Raw genomic sequence first — 23,387 nt, forward strand, 5'->3', positions numbered from 1 at the left:
ATTATTTATGTCGGAAAAGCGAAGGATCTTAAAAAACGCTTATCAAGTTATTTTCGAACCAATTTATCTAGTCGAAAAACAGAAGCATTGGTTGCCCATATAGCTCATATTGAAACCACCATTACCCATTCAGAAACAGAAGCTTTATTACTTGAACATAACTATATTAAGCAAAACCAACCTCGTTATAATGTTTTATTGCGAGATGATAAATCTTATCCGTATATTTTACTTTCAAAACATAAGCATCCAAGATTAAGTAGTTTTCGAGGAAGTAAAAAGGTTGCTGGCGAATATTTTGGACCTTATCCAAATGTTACAGCAGTAAGAGAAACGTTGAATTTATTACAGAAAATATTTCCTATTCGTCAATGTGAAGACTCATACTATAAAAATCGATCTCGCCCTTGTTTACAATATCAGATTGGACGTTGTTTAGCCCCTTGTGTTGAAGGTTATTATTCTCAAGAGGAATATGATCAACAGGTGCAATTTGTACGATTATTTTTACAAGGCAAAGATCAACAAGTGATCGAGCATTTGATTAGTAAGATGGAAAAGTCTGCCGAAGCTTTAGATTTTGAAAGTGCAGCTCGTTTTCGTGATCAGATTCAGCAAGTTAGAGCAGTAACGGAGAAGCAGTTTGTTTCAAATGAACGCTTAGATGATCTTGATATTATTTCTATCGCTTATCAACACGGTATTGCTTGTGTGCATATTCTATTTGTACGACAAGGGAAAGTATTAGGAAATCGCAGTTATTTCCCTAAAGTGCCAAATCATACGGATGTGGCGGAATTAAGTGATACTTTTATCGGGCAATTCTATTTGCAGATGAATCAGCATCGTACTATTCCCAATCAAATTATTATCGATCATCCTGTGAGTGAAGCAGAATCTTTAGCAAAAGTCTTGGGTGAACAAGCAGGGCATAAAGTGGTTATTCAAGATAAAGTGCGAGGTGAAAAAAGTCGCTATCTTGCCTTAGCTCAAACTAATGCAATGGCAGCATTAATGTTGCAATTAAAGCAAGATTCTCGCATACAGGCACGTTACCAAGCTCTACAAAGTTTATTGGAATTACCTGAGATTAAACGTATGGAATGTTTCGATATTAGTCATACGATGGGGGAGCAAACAGTCGCCTCTTGCGTAGTCTTTGATGAAAATGGACCGCTTAAATCCGATTATCGCCGATTTAATATCGAAGGAATTACGGGCGGTGATGATTATGCCGCAATGGAACAGGCTCTTATTAAGCGTTACGATAAACCCTTACCACCTGAAAAAATCCCCGATATTATTTTTATTGATGGTGGGAAAGGGCAGCTCAACCGTGCATTAGCTACTTTTTCACAATTAAATGTGGATTGGGATAAGAGCAAGCCATTGTTAATTGGGGTATCTAAAGGGGTAGAACGTAAAGCGGGTTTAGAAACCTTGCTCATTAGTAAATGGGATAAAGAAATCAATCTCCCACCAGATAGCCTTGCATTGCATTTGATCCAACATATCCGAGATGAATCCCATAATCACGCCATCAGCGGACATCGCAAAAAACGTCAAAAAGCCTTCACTGAAAGTGGACTAGAATCCATTGCTGGTGTCGGTGCAAAACGTCGTCAAGCTCTATTAAAATATCTAGGCGGAATGCAAGGCGTTAAGTCCGCTACACTAGATGAAATTGCATCAGTCCCCGGTATTTCAAAAGCCCTTGCAGAAGTAATTTTCGATACCTTGCAGAATGGGTAAAAATACAAATTTGTATTTTTTATAAACTTTACTTATTTAATGTAAGATACTATTATTTAAAGCATAAATAATATTTTATTTCATTAGATAGGACTGTTTTATGAGTGATCAAACAAACACCTTTAACGCAAATCAGATAGCGTGTTATTCGCTTTTGTCGTCAAAAGACATTGCCTTGTACGAAAGAGATAAAATATTTAGGAATGTAAGACCTTTTAATTTTTTTATTTGAATATAATTTTATTTTTTTATAGAATGGAAACTCTGTCTTGTTTTTAATAAAATAAAGGAAAAACTATGAAAAAATTATTGAGTGTTTTATTACTCTCAGTTGCATCTATGTCAGCAAATGCAACTGTTATGACAAATTCATCTACTGATGAATTAACAAAAATTGCTTATGCATGTGAAAATAAAGATGCAATGGAAGTGGTATTTGTGAATACCAGCAAAGATTCTTATGCAATTATTGTTGATACTGATGAAATGATTCCGATGAAAATACAAAAATCAGCTTCAGGTGCAATTTATAAAGCAATTAGTCCTGATTATAATCTTGCTCTATATACAAAAGGTAAAGAAGCAACTTTAATGGCTGGTAATGAGACATTAAAGAGTTGTGTAACTGAATAATTTATAAAGATTAATAGTTGTCTATACTAATAGACAATATAAAGGTAGGCTCAATTTTAAAAGATTGAGCCTTTTTGTTATTCATCTAAAACAATGAGATCAGGGAATATTGAGAAGCTTTGCTCTTTAACAGTTGTTTGAAAATCATTGATATAAGCCGTGTTTGCATCACTTTCTCTCATCGCTCCATAAAGATTATTATATAACCCGTTTTCAGTAATACGCTTGATAACAATGTAATCTTTTTCAAGATAAGGTTTTATAGCCCAGTAAGGTAATACAGTAATTCCTTTTTTACTTGCCACAAGCTGAAGAATTGCTGTTGTTAATTCACTTAATCTTCGCTTTGGATTGATTTTATTGGGGATAAGCAACCGCTTAAAAATATCAAGCATATTATCAGGCACAGGATGAGTAATTAGTATTTCATCTTTAAAATCTTCAGCTTCCCAAATTGATTTATTTGCTAGATGATGATCTTTGGCACAAACGCCAACTATTTCATAAGAAAATAGTGGTTTATGGATGATTCTATCAGAATTTTCAATTTCTGAGACAGTAATCCAATCGGCATGATTACTGAGTAGTAAACTATGTAAATTCGTTTCATATCTTTGCACGATATCTAAGTCAATTAGAGGCCAATCTTCACGGAATTTATCCATTGATGGTATTAACCAATCAAAATGGCTTTGTGATTCTGTTGCAATACGCAACTCACCTGAATTTCCTTGCTTTGCTGAAAGTAAATCACGTTCAGCATCTATTACTTTAGGTAGGATTTCATTTGCCAACTTAACAAGTCGTTCACCAGCTGGTGTAAATTGTAAGGGTTGCGTTTTTCGTTCAAATAAAGCTAAACCATATTGATCTTCTAACATCTTCATCTGATGAGAAAGAGCCGATTGGGTTAAATAAACTCGTTTTGCAGCAAGGGAGATATTACCACTTTCTTTTAGTGCAAGAAGTGTTCTTAGATGTCGAAGTTCTAGATATATTGGTTTCATAGTAATCAGTTTATTTATATAACTGTAGTGTAAAATTCCAGTATTTATTGAGATATAGTATAAGCGGAATTTTATATTATGAAAATCATTATCAATAAAGTGATAGATAAAATATATTAGGAGGGAAATATCGCCCCCATGTTTATTTGGGGGCATCGGATACTATTGAGTTTGTTGAAACATCATAAAGCCAATTCGGTGTCGACTAAGAATACGACGTTTCATACGATAAATGCGTAAAATACGACGTGGTTTTTTACTATATAGGCGCTTTCTCCGTTGTAGTTTTTTATACATGTTATCTCCTTTTATTCTTCTGATTTTTTTTCTTTTGTTGTTGTTCTTAAATTTTCATTTGATATATTTTGATCTTTCTCTACTGTATTTTCTGTTGATTCCTCTTTTCTTACTGTATTTTCTGTTGATTTCTCTTTTCTTACTGTATTTTCTGTTGATTCCTCTTTTCTTACTGTATTTTCTGTTGATTCCTCTTTTCTTACTGTATTTTCTGTTGATTCCTCTTTTCTTACTGTATTTTCTGTTGATTCCTCTTTTCTTATTGTATTTTCTGTTGATTCCTCTTTTTGTTCTGTAATTCGTTGGTAATTAATTAAACTATAATAATATCGACGGATATTTTCAACGTAGCTAAATGCTTCGAATCCTCTTGCATATCCATATTTTAGGTTCTTGTAGTAACGCTTTTCTGCTAATAATGGTAAATATTTTTTTACATCTAGCCAACTATTTGGATCGCCTCCAAGTTGTTTAGTAAGACGACGTAAATCAATTAAATGTCCTAATCCCATGTTGTAAGCAGTTAGAGCAAACCATATACGTTCAGATTGTGGAATCGTTTCTGGAAGTTGATTTATTAAATATTGTAAATATTCTGAGCCTGCTTTTATACTTTGCTCAGGATTAATTCGATTAGTTACACCCATTCTTTCAGCCGTATCTCGAGTTAACATCATCATCCCTCTTACGCCAGTTGGAGAGGTAGCAGATGGATCCCATCGTGATTCTTGGTAGGCAATAGCCGCTAACATTTGCCACTCTAAATCTCCTTTATATTTTTCAAATAAAGGTTTGTATTTAGGTAGTGTTGTTCTAATGGATTTCAGGTAACTCTGTGTATCTACATAATCAAAACTAGATAGTTGACTAAAATACTTTTCTTCAATTTGAGAAATAAGTCCAGTTTCATTTGCTTGATTCATAAATTCGAGTACAGAGGCTTGCAATTCACTAAAAGTACTATTTTGTAGATACCAAACTGCAGGTGTTTCGTCGGTTAAATCAAACCCTACAGCAATATTAGGTTTAATCTGTTGAGCAGATGAAATATCGACAGAAACTGCAACAGTATAAGGAATTTTACCTTCAGCAACTTGTAATAATAATTCTTCTTGTGTAAATTTATCGGTTACAGTCCATTTTAAATTAGGGTATATTTTAGCTAGTTTTTGTAAAATAGGGATAACTGCTGAACCATTTGCAATAACTAAATTAGAAGAGAGATCTTCAATTTTATAAGGTCTTTGAGCTCCTTTTTTATAAACAACTTGCCATGAGGCCCAATAGTAAGATGGGCCTATCTGAAACTTTTCTATTTGATCTGGGGAGTAGAGTAGTCCTGCTGCAGCAATATCAATTTTGTTTTGTTCTAAAGCGTTGAATAAGGCTTCGCTAGTGTCAAAAGATTCTTCTTTGAGTTTCACACCTAAAAAATCAGCAAAAGCACTTGCTAAGTCATATTCTATACCCGCTTTACCTTGTGAGCCCACAAAATAGGATAGAGGATGATTGATCATTCCAAATCTAATAGTCTTTGATTGCTGAATTTGGGTATAACGATTATGTTCCATCTGCATTGCCGTTTGCCATGGGGATGTCATATCCCATGCCCATAGAACCAATGCTATCCCAATAATTAATCGAATGGTTAAACCTTTCAATGTGCCTCTCTTCTATAAAAATTGTCATTTTAAAGTGTATAGTAAACTGTAATTAAGATCAAAATGAAGGTAATAAACTCACTTGAGGATTATAAGTTTAATCTATTAAGAAACCACCACTTTGATGAGCCCACAATTTCGCATAAACGCCATTAAGTTTAAGAAGTTCATTGTGCGTGCCCTGTTCGACAATTTCACCATGATCCATCACAATTAAGCGATCCATTGCCATAATGGTTGAAAGTCGATGAGCAATCGCTAGTACAGTTTTCCCTTTCATTAACTCTGTTAGGTTTTCTTGAATAGCAACCTCAACCTCTGAATCTAAAGCACTGGTTGCTTCATCCAATAATAATATTGGAGCATTTTTTAGCATAACTCTTGCAATAGCGATACGTTGACGTTGTCCGCCTGAGAGTTTAACCCCTCTCTCACCCACATGAGCAGCTAATCCTGTTCTACCTTTAGAATCAGAAAGATGTTCGATAAAATCAGCAGCGGAAGCTGTTTCAATTGCTTTGAGAATTTCTTCTTCGGTTGCTTCTGGGCGACTATAAGTCAGATTTTCTTTAATTGAACGATGTAATAATGAAGTATCTTGTGTAACTAACCCAATATTTTCCCGTAGACTTTCTTGAGTAACATCTTTAATATTCTGTCCATCAATTTCAATTTGTCCTGATTGAATATCGTAAAAGCGTAGTAAAAGATTTGTAAGGGTAGATTTACCTGCGCCACTTCGCCCTACTAGTCCTACCTTTTCTCCTGCTCTAATATGTAGATTAAATTCATTTAATAACGGTTTTTTTTCATCATAAGCAAAATTAACTTGATTGAAACGAATATCACCAGTTGTAACTTTTAATAATTCTGCATTGGGTTTATCAACAATGGTGTATGGTTTAGATAGCATATCCATTCCATCTTGTACCGTACCGATATGTTCAAATAATCGCGCAAACTCCCACATAATACGTTGAGCTAGTGATTTTAAACGAAGAGCTAGAGCTAATGATGTGGTAATTGCTCCTGCACTTACTAAGCTATTTGACCATAGGAATAAGCCAATCACAGACGATAAAGTGAGTAGAAGTAAGGCATTACAGTAAATTACTGTATCGATCATGGTGACTAATCTCATCTGTTGATGTACTGTCACCATAAATTCTTGCATGGAATCTTTTACATAATCTGTTTCACGATTACCATGTGAAAAGAGTTTTATGGTAGATATATTGGAATAAGCGTCAGTAATACGGCCTGTCATAAGACTACGAGCATTTGACTGTGTTTGAGAAGCTTTGGCTAAGCGTGGAATAAAATATCGCATACTGATAACCAAAATAATTATCCATAGTACAAATGGGATAAGTAATAATGTATCGAATTGAACAAGGATAATACTTGAGGTAATAAAATATACAGCCATATAGACTATAATTTCGATAAATGTCATGACGACATCTCGAGTAGATAGTGCCGTCTGCATTACTTTCGATGATATTCTTCCTGCAAATTCATCTTGATAGAATTTCATACTTTGCCCAAGCATTAGACGATGAAAATTCCAACGTAATCGCATCGGGTAAACACCTTGCATTGTTTGAAAACGAATACTTGAATATAAAAAAGTGATAACGGCACCGACGATTGCAACGGTAATCATCCACAGCATACTTCCCCATTTTTCAGAGAATAAAGTTTGTGGTGAGTATTTTGAAATCCAATCGACAATTTCTCCAATAAATTGGAATAATACAGCATCGATAATTCCAACTAACATACTGAGAATAACCGCAACAAGGATATATTTGCGTAGCCCTTGTGTGGTAGTCCAAATGAATGAAATTAATTTAGCTTTTGGTGTTTGAGGTAATTCTACAGGGTAAGGATCAATTCGAGTTTCAAACCATTCAAATAGTTGTTTTAACATAATTTTCTCCAAAAATACAAGCGGTGAGATCATGATTAAAATTTGCAAATTTAATCGCTGATCTCACCGCTTTGATGAAGTTTATTTATGGATTTAGTAATTCTTCATCAAGGGTTAAATCTTTATTGTAGTTAATACTGATAGATTGCTTAAGTATATTGTGTGCAATTTTGTGTGCTTCTGCTAAAGAGTGTTCTTCATAAGAACCGCATTGATATTTATTGAGTTCTGGAATTTTTGACTCATCAGGTACTTTATTTAATACGTCTTCCATCGAGTTTTTCCATGCCTCTGCAACTTGTTCTTCTGTTGGTGTACCAATCAGAGACATATAGAATCCAGTACGACATCCCATTGGTGAAATATCAATGATCTCAACGCTCTCACTATTTAAATGATCACGCATAAAGCCTGCAAAAAGGTGTTCCATTGTATGAATTCCTTTTGGCGGTAATGCATCAATATTTGGGCGACAAAAACGTAAGTCGAATACAGTAATAGTATCACCTTTTGGAGTTTCTATTGTTTTTGCTACACGCACAGCGGGCGCTTTCATTACTGTATGATCAACTTTAAAACTATCTAATAAAGGCATTAACCTTACTCCTTAATAAATATAAAAATTATTCCGCAATTCCTTGGCTCCATTTTAGAGCATTGTTTGGGGCGGTACGTTGTAAACGGAAGTGGCGATTTGCTTCTGCTTGTGGTTGTACAATCTTACCTGATGGAGTAGAGAATGCAATGCCCCCATTTAATAATTGAGACATCGTACCGGAGTTAATGGTTGCACCATTGAGCCCTACACTCATGCTATAGCCAGAAGATGTCCAGAATTGAGAATTCTTACGCACTAAATGACGATAAGATGGATTAATTTGTAGATGAATGAATACTCGATCAGCTAATTCGCTTAGAGTAAGTTTTTCCACTACACCCACTTGCATTCCTCGATAGAGTACAGGTGCATCTGGTGTAATACCATCAGCATCGCTCGTTTCAACAATAATTGGAAAACCATTATGTATAGTTGTTGATGTTGCACTAGATCCTGTTAAAGAGAATTGTGCTTTATATTTTCCATTACCAGGTTCTACTTCGATATAGTTTTGTAGTAAAGCATTTAAATTTTTAATACCAGTAGTATTAATTTCAGGTGAAATCGCTTTAAATTTGCTCCCTGATTTTGCAACCATATTGTAGTATTGACTATGAATAAATGCATTTAATTTGATTTGTTTTTTTGTGTTATCCAGTTTAAGAGCTTCAACAGTTCCAATAGTTAACCCCATATATTTTATAGGCATCCCTTCACTTAAATTTGTTGCATCTTTAGCAATAATAGTGATATAGGTATTACCAGAGTGTGCTTTTTCAAAATCAGAGTAGAGAGTTAGATTATTTTTAGATCCTCCATTATCAAAGCTAATAGCGCCTTTTAACGTTCTCATAATCGGTGATGTTTGTAAACTTAACCCACTTGTTGATACATCAACTTTTACGGCAGGCTCAATCCAAAAACGGCTTGTATTACTTAAAAGATGTTGATATTGAGGTTGTACAAAGAGATCAACCTTAAATTTGTCTTTTTGAGGATGAATAGCTAAAACCTCACCAACTTGGAATTGTCTATAAAGTAATACTGACCCTTTATCAATACCAGATAAGTCTTTTGCTGAAAGAGTTATTGTTGCTTGTTTTTTATCATCAGTTAAACCGCTTATTGCACTTTCTACATTTTTATAGAGAGGATACTTTTGCTTGATTTGTCCTGTTGGCTTACCTTCAAGTAGACGAATCCCACCTTGCAACCAGTTAGAGGGGGAGCCTGCATTAATATTCATTCCATCTAACCCGATAGAAACATCAAGATTAGATATGGCGATAAATTTACTATTTTCTCCAACTAAGTGTCGATATTCAGGAAAAATAATTGCACTAAAATTGACATTTTCAATCGTTAATTCTCGTTTGAGGATTTCACCAATTTGTACATCGTTATAATAAATTCCTTGCCCTTGCTCTACACCATAGGATTGAGGTGCAACTAATGTAAATACTTCTGTATTCGGTCTATTGAGTAAGTAATCTGATTCTTTTTGTACATTAAAGTTGAGGCTATGTTCATCAGATTTACCTGGGATTAGCTCAAAATAATTTCCTCGAAAGAGCTCACTAAATTTAGTTAGTTGAGACTTATTGAGTGAAAATATGGGTTCTTTTAGTAAAATAATTGAATCAGAACGTAATAAATCCTGATAATTTGGGTCAATTAATAAAGTCCCATTTAGTGTTGATGAAGTTGATAAATTTTCCGAACTAGAAGAGGACTCTATCTCAGAAAGAACTCCAATTTGAGTACCTTGATAAAATAAAGCTGTCTTATTTGCTTGAATATTGGCAGATATCGGTAGGGTAACTTTGATTTCTGTACCTCGTTTTGCTGTTTTTAAGCTACTATAAAGAGGATAAACTTCTCCTTGTATTGCAGGATCAGAATTTTGCGGTGAATCAAAAGCAACGGAGCCTTGAATAAAAGACATTAAACTATCTACTTCAATAGTAATGCCTGTTGGGAAATTTAAATCAGCTCGAATACCACTTGTATTCCAAAATCTACTATCTTTTTTAACAAGATGAGTATATTTTTTATTGATAACAATATCAATTTCTACCTTATTTTGGTCAGAAATAAAATGATAGTCAGCAACAGTTCCTACAGGTACTTTCCTAAAATAAACGTTAGCACCAATAGAAATTGATCCTAAATCATCTGCGACTAATTTTACCATCAAATCACCATCAGTAACAGGAACTAGAGGTGGTTCATCTTCAGCTTGAAAATTATATTTGTTATTGCCATTGCCAGGTAATAATGTAATATAATTCCCAGAAACAAGAGCATCAATACCAGAAATACCAGCTAAAGAAGCACTCGGTTGAACTAACCAAAATTTTGTACCTTCACGTAAGACTGATGTAGCTTCAGGATTTATCTCGGCAGTAACTTCAATTTCTTTAAGATCATCTACAAATGCAATTTTTTTAACTACACCTATTTGTAATCCTTGGTAGCGAATCATCGTTTTACCAGCTTCAATTCCTGCACCATTTTGAAAACGAATCGTAATATTTTCACCCGTTTCCTTTAGAATCTGAAAAAAGAGAACAATACCAATGATAAAAGCAATCAACGGTAGTATCCAAAAAGGTGAGATTCTACGAGGTTGCCTTACTTTTGCTGGTAGAGGGGAGTTTTGTTCGGTCATAAGGAATCACTTGTATATATAAATTTATAAACATAAGCGGTGGGATCTTACAAAAAATTGTTAAAATCTCACCGCTTGCTTTTTTCTAAAATGAATAAAAAGAATAGAATTTAGCTTTTATCTTTCTCATCACATGATTGTATATTACTACATTTTCCATAAAGATAAAGACTGTGATTAGATAGTTCAATACCATGTTGTTGACTAATTTCACGTTGTCTTTTTTCCATTTCAGTATCTTTAAATTCGAATACCTTTCCACAATCTATACATATAATGTGGTCATGCTCATGATTAAAGTTTAACTCATAAACAGCTTTATTTGAATCAAAATTATGGCGGGTAAGAATACCTACTTCTTCAAATTGGTTTAACACACGATAAACTGTAGCTAAGCCTATTTCAGAGTGTTTTTCTAGAAGTAATTTATAAATGTCTTCTGCAGAAAAATGTTGTATTTCTTTGCGTGTTGTTTGCATTAGTTCAAGAATAGTCAAGCGTGGTTCAGTAACTTTTAAACCCACTTTCTTAAGTAGCTTTATATTTTCATTAGACATTTTATCTCTCCTGTACTAATTATTTGCACTCTTGTTGTGAGTACTAAACTAATTCAGCTAAATACATTTCATCAAAAATTTGTTTACACCAACGATTAACCCGATCTTCAGTTAATTCTGGCTGTCTATCTTCATCAATACATAATCCAACAAATGTATTTTCATCAACAAGAGCTTGAGATGCCTCAAATGAATAACCTTCTGTTGGCCAATGCCCTACAATCACAGCGCCATTTGGTTCAATTACATCACGGACTGTACCCATTGCATCACAGAAATATTCTGCATAATCTTCTTGGTCACCACAGCCAAAAATACCAACTACTTTGCCAGAAAAATCAATTTCTTTTAATGTTGGCATAAAATCATCCCAATCTGCTTGAGACTCTCCGTAGTACCAAGTCGGAATACCGATGAGTAAAAAATCATAAGCTTCAATATCTTCCTTTGTACTTTTGGCGATATCTCGAATATCGACAAGTGATTCTCCAATTTGTTTTTGAATCATTTTAGAAATATTTTCAGTGTTTCCAGTATCAGAACCGTAAAATAAACCAACAGCTGCCATTTGACTTACCTATTTTTCGTTTAAAATATAATGAATTAATGATTATTTATATATTCACTTAAGATGCGTTCAATTAATTGTCCGCGAGACAAACCTTTATTAATAGCCTGTTCTTCCAATTTTTGCACGAGATCCGAATGTAGTTTTAACTCCACGCGTCTCAACCCTGACGAACGATCTCGTTTTAGCTGATTACGTTTATTAATTCGGATTTGTTGTTCTCGGCTAAGAGGATTAGTGCGAGGTCGCCCAACTCTTGGCATGTTCGCGAATAGATCAATTGTAATACAATCTGAGTCTTGTTTTGCCATACAAACTAATTTCTGGGCTAGGTATTTTTATTCTTTTATTTACATCTAAATGAGAATGATATACCACTTTATAAAGCTCAACTATACCACACTCTTAAGATATTGAAAATGGGGAGAGTAGAACCTTTGTGAAAGATTAAAACTATTTATTTAATTATCATTTGCAATAATTTTATTCAGCAATATCTGCAAAATCCGCTCGCAAAATTTGGGCAATTGCATTGGCAACAAGTTCTATATCAAGTCCTCTTTTTCCTCCAGAAACAAAAATCGTTTCAAATTGAGTTGCTGAACTATCAATAATAGTAGGCAGTAACTTTTTTTGCCCGAGAGGACTAATTCCACCAACTAAATAACCAGTAGATTTTTGGGCAACATCTTTGTCTGCCATTTCGACTTTTTTTACTTCAAGTGCGTGTGCTGCTCGTTTTAAATTTAACATCTTAGATACAGGCAATACCATTACAGCTAATTTTTTCTGATCGCCATTTTGTGCAACCAATAGTGTTTTAAATACCTGATCAGGATTAAGTCCTAATTTATCCACCGCTTCTTGTCCAAAATTCGTATTTTGCGGGTCGTGCTCATAAGGATGTAATGTGAATGGAATTTTCTGTTTTTTAAGAAGATTAATTGCAGGAGTCATGGTTTTTCCTTTTTCAAAAAGCTTAAATAAGAGTAGAATTCACCCTTTATTTTTACAAGAGAAGAGTAGAATGGCAAATATTCATTTAGCGATTGCTTCAGATTTTTTATTAGCAGAAAAAATATTGGATATTTTGGAGACAAATGATCTAGAGATTGATACGGTTAGTGCCGTAGAATTAGACAGTTTTGGAGAGGAACATTCATTACGCTTTGGAACTAAAGCTGTAGAGCAAATCGCATTGGACGAGGTGGACTGGAGTCAATTTAGCCACGTACTATTTGCAGGGAAAATGACCCAAGCTGAACATTTGGCAAAAGCAGTTCAAGCAGGTTGTATTATTTTAGATTTATATGGCATTTCTGCCTTAATTGGTGATGTGCCAGTGGTTGTACCGGGTGTGAATGATGAAACGATTGTTAATTTACGTGAGCGTAATATCGTGGCACTAGCGAACCCACAAATTAGCCAATTAGCATTAGCAATTAAACCACTTTTAACTCAGCCAATTGACAATATCTTTGTGACTTCGTTATTGCCATCTGCTTACTTCGGTGATGAAAAAGTACGTGAATTAGCAGGACAAACGGCTCAATTATTAAATGGTATTCCGCTAGATGATGATAAACCGAGAGTCGCATTTGATACTGTACCTGCGAATGTGCAAGGTGATGAGGCTCAATTACCTTTCTCTCGAGCATTTGAATTACAACTTGCAAAAGTTTTACCAAATCTGACCGCTAGTGTGACTTTTCATTCTGTTCAAGTTCCTGTTTTTTACGGCAGTGCTCAAATGGTATCAATTCAATCATCTTACCAATTAGATGCTGTTGCATTGAGCGAATCTTGGCAACAAACAGACTGGATTGAGTTTCATGAGTCAGATGTGGTAACGCCTGTTAAAAATGGCGAACATAGTGAAGAAAATAACAGTAACGTGTTACAAATTAGTCAATTACTGGATAAAGATGAAAATAGCTTGCAGTTTTGGTCTGTGGCGGACGAACAACGTTTTAGTATGGCATTCCTTGCAGTCGCATTACTTGAGCGTGTTTTAGATTATTAAGTTTTATAAGATTTCCTTTTAATTAACCTTAGAGAATATTGTTATGTTAGAAAAACTTTTCCAGATCAAACAAAAGGGCAGTTCAGTTAAGACTGAGATTGTTGCTGGAATTACCACCTTCTTTACGATGGTATATATCGTATTTGTTAACCCATCTATTCTTGGCGTAGCAGGAATGGATACTCAAGTTGTTTTTGTGACGACTTGTTTGATAGCTGCATTTGGTACTATTGCGATGGGATTATTCAGTAATTTACCGATCGCACTTGCTCCGGCAATGGGGTTGAATGCATTCTTTGCTTTCGTAGTGGTTCAAAAACTGGGTTACTCTTGGCAGACAGGTATGGGAGCAATTTTTCTAGGTTCAGTTGGCTTATTTATCCTTACTGTACTACAAATCCGTTATTGGTTTATGTCGGCAATTCCACTTGGCTTACGTGTCGGTATTGGAGCAGGGATCGGCTTATTTATTGCGTTGATTGGCTTTAAAAATATGGGACTTGTGGTTGCTAATCCAGAAACCTTAGTCGCATTAGGCGATTTACACGATCCTAAAGTACTAATGGGAATTTTAGGCTTTTTCATTATTGTGATTTTAGCTGCAAGAGGTGTGTATTCAGGCGTGCTAGTGTCTATCGTCGTGATTACGGCGCTTGCATTAGCTTTTGATCCTGCGGTTACTTTTAATGGAATTGTATCTTTCCCACCAAGTTTAGAGGCGGTTGTAGGGCAAGTGGATGTTGCTGGGGCTTTTGATACGGCATTACTGGGTATTATCTTTTCTTTTATGTTGGTCAACTTATTTGACTCATCAGGCACATTAATTGCCGTAACCAACAAGGCAGGCTTTACTGATGAAAAAGGTCGTTTCCCAAGAATGAAACAAGCACTTTATGTGGATAGTGTGAGTGCAATGGTTGGGTCTTATATGGGAACTTCTGCAATCAGTACCTACATTGAAAGTGGTTCAGGTGTTTCAGTTGGCGGACGTACAGGCTTTACGGCTGTCGTAGTTGGTATCTTATTCTTATTAACCATTTTCTTCTCGCCATTAGCGGGGCTAGTACCAGCTTACGCAACCGCAGGTGCATTGATTTTCGTTGGTATTTTAATGGCATCAAGCCTAATCGAAGTAAAATGGGATGATTTAACGGAAGCAACACCAGCATTCATTACCACTGCAATGATGCCATTCACTTATTCAATCACAGAAGGTATTGCATTTGGGTTTATTAGCTACTGCCTAATGAAAATTGGTACAGGTAGATTTAAAGAAATTAATGCACCAGTTGCTGCGGTTTCTTTACTCTTCATTGCTAAATTTATTTGGGTTGGCTAAGCCAAATTGTTGTAAATAAGAGAAGCGGTAACTTTCGTCTATTATTTTGCAAAATATGGATAGGAAGTTACCGCTTTAATATGACTTTTAAATTTATCCTAAAATACACATTTTTTTAACAATATTAACTATTTATATTCAAAATATTCTTTAATCAACACCTCCTAATATAACAAAGTTGATTATTATCAAAAATTAGATTAATACATAAAAAAAAGTTCGAAAAAGAAAATTATATGAATATAATGCAGTAAAAAATGTTTGCTAATAAACGTTTTTTGATTTTTTGTTTGTTATCAACCAATTTGTGATTTTGCATATGAACTTTGACCGTATCAATATAACTGATCATCTAAAAATATCTCAGATAGAAAGTTTCCTTCATAGAAATAATCTTAGCCTAGATATGTCGATTATTGAGTTTATAGTTGCCTATGATGATAACTATAATATTATTGCTTGTGGGGGAGTTGCACCTAATATTATAAAGTGTGTGGCTATTGATAAATCATATCGTGGTCAATGTTTAGCGCTTACACTCATTACAGAAGTAATTAATTTAGCTTATGATTTAGGTTATTCAGAGCTATTCATTTTTACTAAACCAGAGTATGAACAATTATTCAAACAATGTGGTTTTTTCTTAATATCATCAGCATATCCGAACGCTATATTGCTAGAAAACAGTAAAAATAGATTAAAAGAGCAATGTGAAAAGTGGAAAAAATTAAGAGTTGATGGAAAAAAAATTGGTTCAATAGTAATGAATGCAAATCCATTTACATTAGGTCACAGATATTTAATTGAACAATCTTTAAAAATGTGTGATCACTTACATGTGTTTGTTCTTCAAGAAGATGCTTCAATGTTTTCCTATCAAGATCGTTTAGCTTTAGTAAAACAAGGTGTACAAGATTTGAAGAATGTATCTGTGCATAACAGTTCTCCATATATCATATCAAAAGCAACTTTTCCTGATTATTTTATAAAAGATAAAAAAATTTTAGAAAATACTTATTTAGAAATTGATTTAAAAATATTTAGAAAGTTTATTGCTCCATCTCTTGGAATAACTCATAGATTTGTTGGTACAGAACCTATTTGCCCTGTGACATCAGAATATAACAAAAATATGTTTTATTGGTTACAAGATGCGGATATGGATGCCCCACCTATTAATGTTATAGAGTTTGAGAGAAAGAATTACCATCAAAAACCAATATCAGCATCATTAGTAAGATCTCTTTTACAGAGAAAGAGTTATAAGGAGCTTTTAAATTATGTACCTAGTAGCACTTTCTCTTTCTTAAGAGAAAATATGTTTGTGTAGTCAAATAAGGGAAGTCAATGAAATGAAAGTAGTAAAGATAGCCGTTGCAGGCACGTTAGAATCAAGTGATGCACTAATAAGAGTATCACCAGCTGAAGATGTAGATATAGAAATAAATAGTATAGTAAAAGAGCAGTTTGGAGAGGACATTCTCAAAACAACTAATAGTATATTAAATGATCTAAATATAGATGGTGTCAAAATTATTATTGATGATAAAGGGGCTTTAGATTGTGTATTAAGAGCAAGAATAAAGGCTGCGTTATCACGAGCAATCGATGAAAAGATTAGTTGGGAGAAATTAGTATGAAAATAAGAAGAAGTATGCTTTTTGTACCAGGTTCTAATGCGGCGATGATTAGTAATTCTTTTATTTATAAGCCTGATGCCATTATGTTTGATTTAGAAGATGCTGTGGCATTAAAAGAGAAAGATTCTGCTCGTATTTTAGTTGCTCATGCTCTTAGTCACCCGTTATATAAAAATATTGAATGTATCGTAAGGGTTAATCCTCTTGATTCAGAATTTGGAATAGAAGATTTAAATGTGATTGTCAGAGCAGGTGCAGATGTTATTCGAATGCCTAAAACTGAAACTGCTCAAGATGTAATAAATATGGATTTAGCGATATCTGAAATTGAAAAAGATTGTGGTAGAACAGAAGGCTCAACAAAGATTTTAGCTGCAATTGAATCACCTTTAGGTATAACTCAAGCAAACCAAATCGCTACATCTTCTAAACGTCTCATTGGTATTGCGCTAGGAGCAGAAGATTACGTAAGAAATTTAAGAACAGAGCGTTCTCCTGAAGGTATTGAGTTATTATTTGCTCGTTGCTCAATTCTTCAAGCTGCAAGAGCAGCTGGTATTCAGGCATTTGATACAGTTTATTCAAATGTAAATAATGAAGAAGGCTTTTTACAAGAAGCTAGACTCATTAAACAACTAGGATTTGATGGTAAATCCTTGATTAACCCACGTCAAATAGAGCTATTGCATAACCTATTTGCTCCTACCCAAAAAGATGCAGATCAAGCTAGACGAATTATAGATGCTGCAGAACAGGCAAAATTACAAGGATTAGGTGTAGTTTCTCTTAATGGGAAAATGATAGATGCACCTATTATTGAAAGAGCAAAATTAGTTCTAGAGCGCGCAAAATTTGGTATTCAAGAGTAGCAATAAAGAGGAAATGACAATGACAACAAGAATTCAAAGAATTAATCAATTGAACTTAGAAAAAGATTCTTATCAAGCTATTTCCAAATCTGAGTCACTTGCTATGACAGCTAAAGGTAGGAAAGTTTGTAACTCTTTAGAAGATGCTATTAAGCGATCAGGACTAAAAAATGGTATGACTATTTCTTTTCATCACGCATTTAGAGCAGGGGATTTTATAGTTAATATGGTGATGGAAAAGATTGCAGAAATGGGATTTAAAAATTTAACTCTTGCATCTAGTTCATTAATTGATAGTCATTATCCTCTAATAGAGCATATTAAAAATGGTGTAGTAACAAAAATCTACTCATCTGGAATTCGAGGAAAATTAGCAGATGAAATTTCTAACGGTATTTTATCAGAACCTGTAAATATTCACTCACATGGTGGTAGAGTTCACCTGATAAAATCAGGTGAGTTACATATTGATGTAGCATTTCTTGGTGTACCTGTCTGTGATTCTTTTGGGAATGCAAATGGTTTTACTGGAAAAAGTAAATGTGGCTCATTGGGGTATGCACGTGTTGATGCTGAATATGCAGATAAGGTTGTACTACTCACAGAAGAGTTTGAAGAATATCCATTTTCACCGAGTAGTATTAGCCAAGATCAAGTTGATTTAATTGTTCAGGTTGATTCTGTTGGTGATCCTAAAAAAATTGGTGGCGGTGCTACTCGTATGACAACTAACCCAAGAGAATTATTAATTGCCAAAAAGACAGCAGAGGTAATTTTTAATGCTGGGTATTTTAAAGATGGTTTTTCATTACAAACAGGTTCAGGAGGCGCTTCTCTTGCAGTAACTCGTTTTTTAGCAGACAAAATGCGTAAAGAAAATATTACAGCAAGTTTTGCTCTAGGTGGAATTACTTCAAGTATGGTTGATTTGCATGAGTCAGGGCTTATACAAAAATTGATTGATGTTCAGAGTTTTGATAAGGACGCGGCAGAGTCTTTAGCCCGTAATCCTAATCATATTGAGGTTAGTGCTAATCAATACGCTAATTTTAGTTCAAAAGGTGCTTCAGTTGAATATTTGGATTATGTTGTATTAAGCGCATTGGAAATTGATACTCAATTTAATGTGAATGTTTTAACTGGATCTGATGGAATTATTCGAGGAGCTTCTGGTGGGCATTGTGATACAGCAGCTTCTGCACAAGTATCTATTATTGTTGCGCCTTTAGTTCGAGGAAGAATACCTACCGTTGTAGAAAATGTTATTACCTGTGTCACCCCTGGAGAAAATATTGATATTTTAGTCACGGATCATGGTATTGCAGTTAATCCAAAACGTCCAGATTTAATAAAATCACTTTCTGAATCAGGTATTCAATTATCGACAATTGAGGAATTATGTGAGCTTGCTTACAGCATAACTGGAAAACCAAAAGAAATTGCATTTTCAGATACACCTGTTGCTTTGGTTCGATATAGAGATGGTTCAATTATTGATGTTGTATATAAGAGAAAGAATATTGAATGATAAATATCATAGTTAAATAATATGATTTTAAATAAGTTTAATAAAAATTTTTCTAAAATAGGTAAAGAAATCTCTTTAGAACAATTACTTGAAGCTAGGGATAATAGAGCCGAATTTCAAAGAAATATTATAAGAAAATATAATAAGACTCTATTATCTTTAACTTTATTATCAGTTGGAAATATAAAAAAGAATGAATTATTAGATTATATTTTTGATAAGAGTATAGAGGCTTTAACTCTACTTTTTGAAAAATTAGATATTAAACCTGAAAAGATATTTATTAGGCAATTAATAACAGGGCATGAAGCATTCTTTGTTGTTCCTATTAGTGCAAGAGATTTAAAGCTAGCTACAATAAAATTAGAAGATAGCTCTGAATTTAGCCGGTTATGGGATATTGATATCGTAGATAGTAATGGTTATATACTAAGCCGAGGAGATTTTAAAATACCTCCACGAAAATGTTTAATATGTGATGAAACGGCAAAAATATGTGCGAAGTTACGTAAGCATAGTATTTGCGAGATTTATAATGAAATAGAAATTAGAGCAAAACGTTATTTTTTCGCAGAAAAAATAGGGGAATTAGCTTATTTAGCTTTGTTAGAAGAGGCTAGATTGACACCTAAACCTGGTTTAGTTGATAGATTAAATACAGGCGCACATTCTGATATGTCATTAATAACTTTTGAAAAGAGTGCACAAGCACTGCGTCCTTTTTTTACTCTTTTTGTGTATAAAGGAATTGAAACTTCAAATTCAGTAAGTGATGATGAGTTTCTTAAGGTTATTAGACCAATCGGTATAGAAGCTGAAAAGGCTATGTTCATGGCAACTGATGGTGTGAATACTCATAAGGGGAGTATTTTTACTTTAGGATTAGTTTGTGCTGCAATAGGTAGAACTTTTACATACCAAGAAGATATTATTTCAATTAAAAATATTTGTGAATTAATCAAGAAATTTACAGTTAATTTAACAAAAGAACTATCTAATAATTCTAATAGTATTATTGAGACCGCAGGAATTAGAATTTTTAGAAAATTTGGATTTACGGGTGCTAGAGGAGAAGCTGAAAATGGATTTCCTCTAGTATTGGATGTGATAGAAAAATTAAAAACATACCAAAAACTTGATAAAGAGCATTATTTAAAACTTTCTTTATTATCTCTTATTGCTACAAATAATGATACAAATGTCATTAATAGAGGTGGTTTAGAAGGACTGAAATTTATGCAATTATATGCATCAAAATTATTGGCTGATTCAAAAACTTATAATAATCATAATTTTTTAAATAAATGTCTAATTGAATTTGATTCAATTTGTATCGAAAAAAATTTAAGCCCTGGAGGCAGTGCAGATTTATTAGCTTTAATTATTTTTTTTCAATCTTTAAGAGGTCATTGATATGTCTTTATCAAAATTTCATAAATTAGCAATTATAGTTGCGATACCTATTATTATTGCACTGTTTTCCCCGCCTACTGGATTACATCCTGTTGCTTGGTACTTATTTGGAATATATTTAGCAACAATTGTCGGATTAATTCTAAAACCCTATGGAGAACCCGTTATTTTACTTACTGCAGTAGCTATTTCAGGTGCAATTATTGGTAATGTTGAAGGCGCAACAGCATTAGTAAAAGTAGGTAATACTCTAGATGGATATAAATCTAGTACTACATGGTTAATTTTTACTGCTTTTACCTTAAGTTCTGCTTTTGTTATTACTGGATTGGGAAAAAGAATAGCCTACCATATGATTCGTGCCATGGGGCATACCACTTTACGTCTTGGTTATGTAACAATGTTTCTTGATCTATTGCTATCTCCAGCTACTCCATCTAATACAGCTAGATCAGGCGGGATTATATTTCCGATTATCAACAGTGTCGCTGTGGCTTTAGGATCTGATCCAGAAACAAGTCCTAAAAAAGCAGGTCGTTACTTAATGATGAATGTATATATGGTGGTAAAAACGACTAGTTATATCTTTTTGACAGCGATGGCACCAAATGCTTTAGCTCTATCATTAATGGCCCCAATCTTAGGTTTTGAGTTAAATTGGATCAATTGGTTTATTGCGGCTTCTGTTCCAGGATTACTATGCTTGATTTTAATTCCTCTAGTTTGCTATTTTGTTTCTCCTCCTGAGATGAAAAAAGTCAATAATGAGGAAATTGCTCGTAAAGGATTAGAACAACTAGGACCAATTTCATTTAAAGAGAAGGCATTAGCTATTTTATTTATTATTGCATTATTTGGTTGGATTTTTTCTGGTGCGTTACATATCAATGCAACTATTGTTTCATTAATTATAATGGTTGCTTGTATTATCTTAAATATCGTTAGTTGGGATGATATATTAAAAGGAAAAGCTGGCTGGAATACTTTAATTTGGTATGGTGGTATCATTGGTATGTCAGGAGTACTAGATAAAGCAGGCTTTTTCAAATGGTTAGCAGATGTACTTGGCAATGTATTAAGTTTTGAGGGGCATGCTAATATTGCATTGATTGTACTATTGTTAGTAAGTGTTTCCGTACGTTATTTATTTGCTTCAGGAGGTGCTTATGTGGCGGCGATGGTTCCAGTTTTTGCAACAGTAGGTAAAGTTGTGGGAGCTCCTGCTGAGTTATTAACAATAGGGTTATTATTTAGTAATGCATACGGTGGATCGGTTACTCATTACGGCGGTGGTCCTGGACCAATAGCATTTGGAGCAGGCTACAATGATATTAAATCTTGGTGGACTGCAGGCGCTATCGTTGCTTTTGGTAGTTTATTAATTCATTGTACAATAGGTTTAAGTTGGTGGAATTTCTTAATAAACTTAAATATTATCTAAATTAAAGATTTAAACCTAATAGGCTTTAAGTATAAATTTAATTAAATCCAAACCCAAATTTATCTTTGTAAAAAATATAGGATATATTTGGGTTTTTCGTTTGTATTCAAGAAAGTTACTAAATAAGAAGCTTCTTTCTTTTATTCATTTTCAGGTAAAAATATGACAACAAAATTAACACCAGATGAAGCAATTGATATTGCTTACGATATTTTCTTAGAAATGGCAGGAGAGAATCTTGATCCTGCCGATATTCTGCTTTTTAATTTGCAATTTGAAGAGCGTGGTGCGGTAGAAATGGTTGAAACCAGTGATGCTTGGGATCAGGAAATTGGTACTTTAATCGACCCTGATGCTTTTGCAGAAGTATGGGTTGGATTAGTCAATGAGAATGATGAAATGGACGATATTTTTGCTCGTTTCCTTATTTCTCACGAAGAAGAAAATCGAGAATATCACGTGATTTGGAAAGAGTAATATTTACTTTTGATATATATCAATTGAACGATAAAGACCGACTATTTTAGTCGGTTTTTTGTTGCGAGTTTTTTACAAAAGAATAAGATATTTATCAGGCAGTATAAATATATTTTAGCTTAAGGAGAGATAATGGAAGACTTAGTCTGTTATAAACAAATGCCTGTATGGAATATTTCAACTTTACCGCAAATGTTTCAAGAAAAACATAATACTAAAGAGGGAACTTGGGCAAAATTATCAATCTTAAAAGGTTCGTTGAAATTCTATCATTTGACTGAAGAAGGTGAAGTGATTGGTGAGCATATTTTTGATGTCGATAATCAACCTGATTTTGTTGAACCTCAAGTATGGCATAAAGTAGAAGCATTGAGTGATGATTTAGAATGTCAGCTTGCTTTCTATTGTTTACCAGAAGATTATGTTGCTAAAAAATATGGTTTAACTAAAACACATTCAGAAGTGTTAAATGCGGTCAATTATATTAAACAAGGCAAAGTATTGGATTTAGGCTGTGGTCGAGGAAGAAACTCTCTCTTTCTTAACCTATTAGGTTTTGATGTTACCTCTGTAGATTTTAATTCAGAAAGTATTGCATTTTTAAATCATGTGATTGAGAGAGATAAAATTAAAAATTTGAACACAGGAGTTTATGATATCAATGAAGCAACTATTGAAGGTGAATTTGATTTAATTGTTTCAACCGTTGTTTTAATGTTCTTAAATCGAGATCGTATTCCTGCCATTATTGAAAATATGCAAAAAAATACCAAAGTGGGTGGTTACAATCTCATTGTATGTGCCATGAGTACTGATAAATATCCTTGCAAAATGCCATTCTCATTTACCTTCGCAGAAGGCGAATTAAAACAATATTATCAAGGTTGGGAACTAGTTAAATACAATGAGGATTTGGGTAAGTTACACAAAGTTGATGAAAATGGAAACCGTATAGGACTTCAATTTGCGACGATGTTAGC

The 23,387-nt window shown here is 33.8% G+C and carries 21 protein-coding genes and 1 pseudogene; 12 read left to right on the forward strand and 10 right to left on the reverse strand.

Translation table 11 applies throughout. The features are described from left to right. The coding region (uvrC, locus tag Q1J40_RS08035; RefSeq protein WP_301099592.1) for an excinuclease ABC subunit UvrC at window positions 1-1,752 on the forward strand (1,752 nt) is incomplete at its 5' end. Between the two features lie 297 nt (window positions 1,753-2,049). Continuing rightward, a complete protein-coding gene (locus Q1J40_RS08040; RefSeq protein WP_301099593.1) occupies window positions 2,050-2,385 on the forward strand; it encodes an MliC family protein in 336 nt (111 codons plus the stop codon). 77 nt (window positions 2,386-2,462) lie between these two features. Here Q1J40_RS08040 and Q1J40_RS08045 read toward each other — a convergent pair whose 3' ends face one another. The 10 genes and pseudogenes from Q1J40_RS08045 to ybaK form a co-directional block, all read right to left on the reverse strand. After that, entirely contained in the window at window positions 2,463-3,392 is a 930-nt protein-coding gene (locus Q1J40_RS08045) for a LysR family transcriptional regulator (protein ID WP_301099594.1), read from the reverse strand. 162 nt (window positions 3,393-3,554) lie between these two features. After that, window positions 3,555-3,689, reverse strand: a complete 135-nt coding sequence (locus Q1J40_RS08050) for a hypothetical protein (RefSeq protein WP_301099595.1) — start codon at window positions 3,687-3,689, stop codon at window positions 3,555-3,557. 286 nt (window positions 3,690-3,975) lie between these two features. Then, window positions 3,976-5,350, reverse strand: a pseudogene (mltF, locus tag Q1J40_RS08055) (membrane-bound lytic murein transglycosylase MltF); the annotation flags it as partial. 97 nt (window positions 5,351-5,447) lie between these two features. Next, window positions 5,448-7,283, reverse strand: coding sequence for an ABC transporter ATP-binding protein (locus tag Q1J40_RS08060; RefSeq protein WP_301099597.1), 1,836 nt, complete (start codon window positions 7,281-7,283; stop codon window positions 5,448-5,450). Between the two features lie 85 nt (window positions 7,284-7,368). Next, window positions 7,369-7,878, reverse strand: coding sequence for an S-ribosylhomocysteine lyase (gene luxS, locus Q1J40_RS08065; RefSeq protein WP_301099598.1), 510 nt, complete (start codon window positions 7,876-7,878; stop codon window positions 7,369-7,371). Between the two features lie 28 nt (window positions 7,879-7,906). Then, the gene (locus Q1J40_RS08070; protein ID WP_301099599.1) at window positions 7,907-10,552 is read right to left on the reverse strand and encodes an MlaD family protein; all 2,646 of its coding nucleotides are present in this window, start codon (window positions 10,550-10,552) and stop codon (window positions 7,907-7,909) included. A 110-nt stretch (window positions 10,553-10,662) separates the two neighbouring features. Continuing rightward, entirely contained in the window at window positions 10,663-11,109 is a 447-nt protein-coding gene (fur, locus tag Q1J40_RS08075; protein WP_301099600.1) for a ferric iron uptake transcriptional regulator, read from the reverse strand. Window positions 11,110-11,152: 43 nt separating this feature from the next. Beyond that, window positions 11,153-11,677, reverse strand: a complete 525-nt coding sequence (gene fldA, locus Q1J40_RS08080; protein ID WP_301099601.1) for a flavodoxin FldA — start codon at window positions 11,675-11,677, stop codon at window positions 11,153-11,155. A 35-nt stretch (window positions 11,678-11,712) separates the two neighbouring features. After that, entirely contained in the window at window positions 11,713-11,988 is a 276-nt protein-coding gene (gene ybfE / locus Q1J40_RS08085) for a LexA regulated protein (RefSeq protein ID WP_301099602.1), read from the reverse strand. Between the two features lie 172 nt (window positions 11,989-12,160). Further along, on the reverse strand, window positions 12,161-12,634 hold the full coding sequence (gene ybaK, locus Q1J40_RS08090; protein WP_301099603.1) for a Cys-tRNA(Pro)/Cys-tRNA(Cys) deacylase YbaK: 474 nt from the start codon (window positions 12,632-12,634) through the stop codon (window positions 12,161-12,163). 70 nt (window positions 12,635-12,704) lie between these two features. Here ybaK and Q1J40_RS08095 point away from each other — a divergent pair, with 70 nt between their 5' ends. The 10 genes from Q1J40_RS08095 to tehB form a co-directional block, all read left to right on the forward strand. After that, entirely contained in the window at window positions 12,705-13,700 is a 996-nt protein-coding gene (locus tag Q1J40_RS08095) for an oxidoreductase (RefSeq protein ID WP_301099604.1), read from the forward strand. A gap of 43 nt (window positions 13,701-13,743) precedes the next feature. Beyond that, window positions 13,744-15,039 (forward strand): NCS2 family permease, encoded by a 1,296-nt coding sequence (locus Q1J40_RS08100; protein WP_301099605.1) that lies wholly within the window; start codon window positions 13,744-13,746, stop codon window positions 15,037-15,039. 319 nt (window positions 15,040-15,358) lie between these two features. After that, complete coding sequence (citC, locus tag Q1J40_RS08105; RefSeq protein ID WP_301099606.1) at window positions 15,359-16,369, forward strand: [citrate (pro-3S)-lyase] ligase; 1,011 nt, start codon at window positions 15,359-15,361, stop codon at window positions 16,367-16,369. 22 nt (window positions 16,370-16,391) lie between these two features. Beyond that, complete coding sequence (citD, locus tag Q1J40_RS08110; protein ID WP_301099607.1) at window positions 16,392-16,679, forward strand: citrate lyase acyl carrier protein; 288 nt, start codon at window positions 16,392-16,394, stop codon at window positions 16,677-16,679. Beyond that, on the forward strand, window positions 16,676-17,548 hold the full coding sequence (citE, locus tag Q1J40_RS08115) for a citrate (pro-3S)-lyase subunit beta (RefSeq protein WP_301099609.1): 873 nt from the start codon (window positions 16,676-16,678) through the stop codon (window positions 17,546-17,548). Before citD ends, citE begins: the two co-directional genes overlap by 4 nt. 19 nt (window positions 17,549-17,567) lie before the next feature. Beyond that, window positions 17,568-19,076, forward strand: coding sequence for a citrate lyase subunit alpha (citF, locus tag Q1J40_RS08120; protein WP_301099611.1), 1,509 nt, complete (start codon window positions 17,568-17,570; stop codon window positions 19,074-19,076). Between the two features lie 21 nt (window positions 19,077-19,097). Continuing rightward, entirely contained in the window at window positions 19,098-20,489 is a 1,392-nt protein-coding gene (gene citG, locus Q1J40_RS08125) for a triphosphoribosyl-dephospho-CoA synthase CitG (protein ID WP_301099613.1), read from the forward strand. 1 nt (window position 20,490) lies between these two features. Further along, a complete protein-coding gene (locus Q1J40_RS08130) occupies window positions 20,491-21,930 on the forward strand; it encodes an anion permease (protein ID WP_301099615.1) in 1,440 nt (479 codons plus the stop codon). A 162-nt stretch (window positions 21,931-22,092) separates the two neighbouring features. Then, window positions 22,093-22,407, forward strand: a complete 315-nt coding sequence (locus Q1J40_RS08135; protein WP_301099616.1) for an HI1450 family dsDNA-mimic protein — start codon at window positions 22,093-22,095, stop codon at window positions 22,405-22,407. A 132-nt stretch (window positions 22,408-22,539) separates the two neighbouring features. Beyond that, window positions 22,540-23,387: SAM-dependent methyltransferase TehB (gene tehB, locus Q1J40_RS08140; protein WP_301099618.1), on the forward strand; the 848-nt coding region annotated here is incomplete at its 3' end.

The organism is Otariodibacter sp. (assembly GCF_029256985.1).
Classification (GTDB): Bacteria; Pseudomonadota; Gammaproteobacteria; order Enterobacterales; family Pasteurellaceae; genus Otariodibacter.

What these genes read in the sequence shown, in the direction of transcription:
- Q1J40_RS08135 (WP_301099616.1), top strand. Translation starts at nt 22,093, where the DNA reads ATGACAACAAAATTAACACCAGATGAAGCAATTGATATTGCTTACGAT.
- Q1J40_RS08070 (WP_301099599.1), bottom strand. Translation starts at nt 10,552, where the DNA reads ATGACCGAACAAAACTCCCCTCTACCAGCAAAAGTAAGGCAACCTCGT.
- Q1J40_RS08050 (WP_301099595.1), bottom strand. Translation starts at nt 3,689, where the DNA reads ATGTATAAAAAACTACAACGGAGAAAGCGCCTATATAGTAAAAAACCA.
- Q1J40_RS08060 (WP_301099597.1), bottom strand. Translation starts at nt 7,283, where the DNA reads ATGTTAAAACAACTATTTGAATGGTTTGAAACTCGAATTGATCCTTAC.
- Q1J40_RS08100 (WP_301099605.1), top strand. Translation starts at nt 13,744, where the DNA reads ATGTTAGAAAAACTTTTCCAGATCAAACAAAAGGGCAGTTCAGTTAAG.
- Q1J40_RS08130 (WP_301099615.1), top strand. Translation starts at nt 20,491, where the DNA reads ATGTCTTTATCAAAATTTCATAAATTAGCAATTATAGTTGCGATACCT.
- citD (WP_301099607.1), top strand. Translation starts at nt 16,392, where the DNA reads ATGAAAGTAGTAAAGATAGCCGTTGCAGGCACGTTAGAATCAAGTGAT.
- fldA (WP_301099601.1), bottom strand. Translation starts at nt 11,677, where the DNA reads ATGGCAGCTGTTGGTTTATTTTACGGTTCTGATACTGGAAACACTGAA.
- citC (WP_301099606.1), top strand. Translation starts at nt 15,359, where the DNA reads ATGAACTTTGACCGTATCAATATAACTGATCATCTAAAAATATCTCAG.
- Q1J40_RS08045 (WP_301099594.1), bottom strand. Translation starts at nt 3,392, where the DNA reads ATGAAACCAATATATCTAGAACTTCGACATCTAAGAACACTTCTTGCA.
- Q1J40_RS08040 (WP_301099593.1), top strand. Translation starts at nt 2,050, where the DNA reads ATGAAAAAATTATTGAGTGTTTTATTACTCTCAGTTGCATCTATGTCA.
- citE (WP_301099609.1), top strand. Translation starts at nt 16,676, where the DNA reads ATGAAAATAAGAAGAAGTATGCTTTTTGTACCAGGTTCTAATGCGGCG.
- ybfE (WP_301099602.1), bottom strand. Translation starts at nt 11,988, where the DNA reads ATGGCAAAACAAGACTCAGATTGTATTACAATTGATCTATTCGCGAAC.
- fur (WP_301099600.1), bottom strand. Translation starts at nt 11,109, where the DNA reads ATGTCTAATGAAAATATAAAGCTACTTAAGAAAGTGGGTTTAAAAGTT.
- Q1J40_RS08095 (WP_301099604.1), top strand. Translation starts at nt 12,705, where the DNA reads ATGGCAAATATTCATTTAGCGATTGCTTCAGATTTTTTATTAGCAGAA.
- ybaK (WP_301099603.1), bottom strand. Translation starts at nt 12,634, where the DNA reads ATGACTCCTGCAATTAATCTTCTTAAAAAACAGAAAATTCCATTCACA.
- citG (WP_301099613.1), top strand. Translation starts at nt 19,098, where the DNA reads ATGATTTTAAATAAGTTTAATAAAAATTTTTCTAAAATAGGTAAAGAA.
- luxS (WP_301099598.1), bottom strand. Translation starts at nt 7,878, where the DNA reads ATGCCTTTATTAGATAGTTTTAAAGTTGATCATACAGTAATGAAAGCG.
- citF (WP_301099611.1), top strand. Translation starts at nt 17,568, where the DNA reads ATGACAACAAGAATTCAAAGAATTAATCAATTGAACTTAGAAAAAGAT.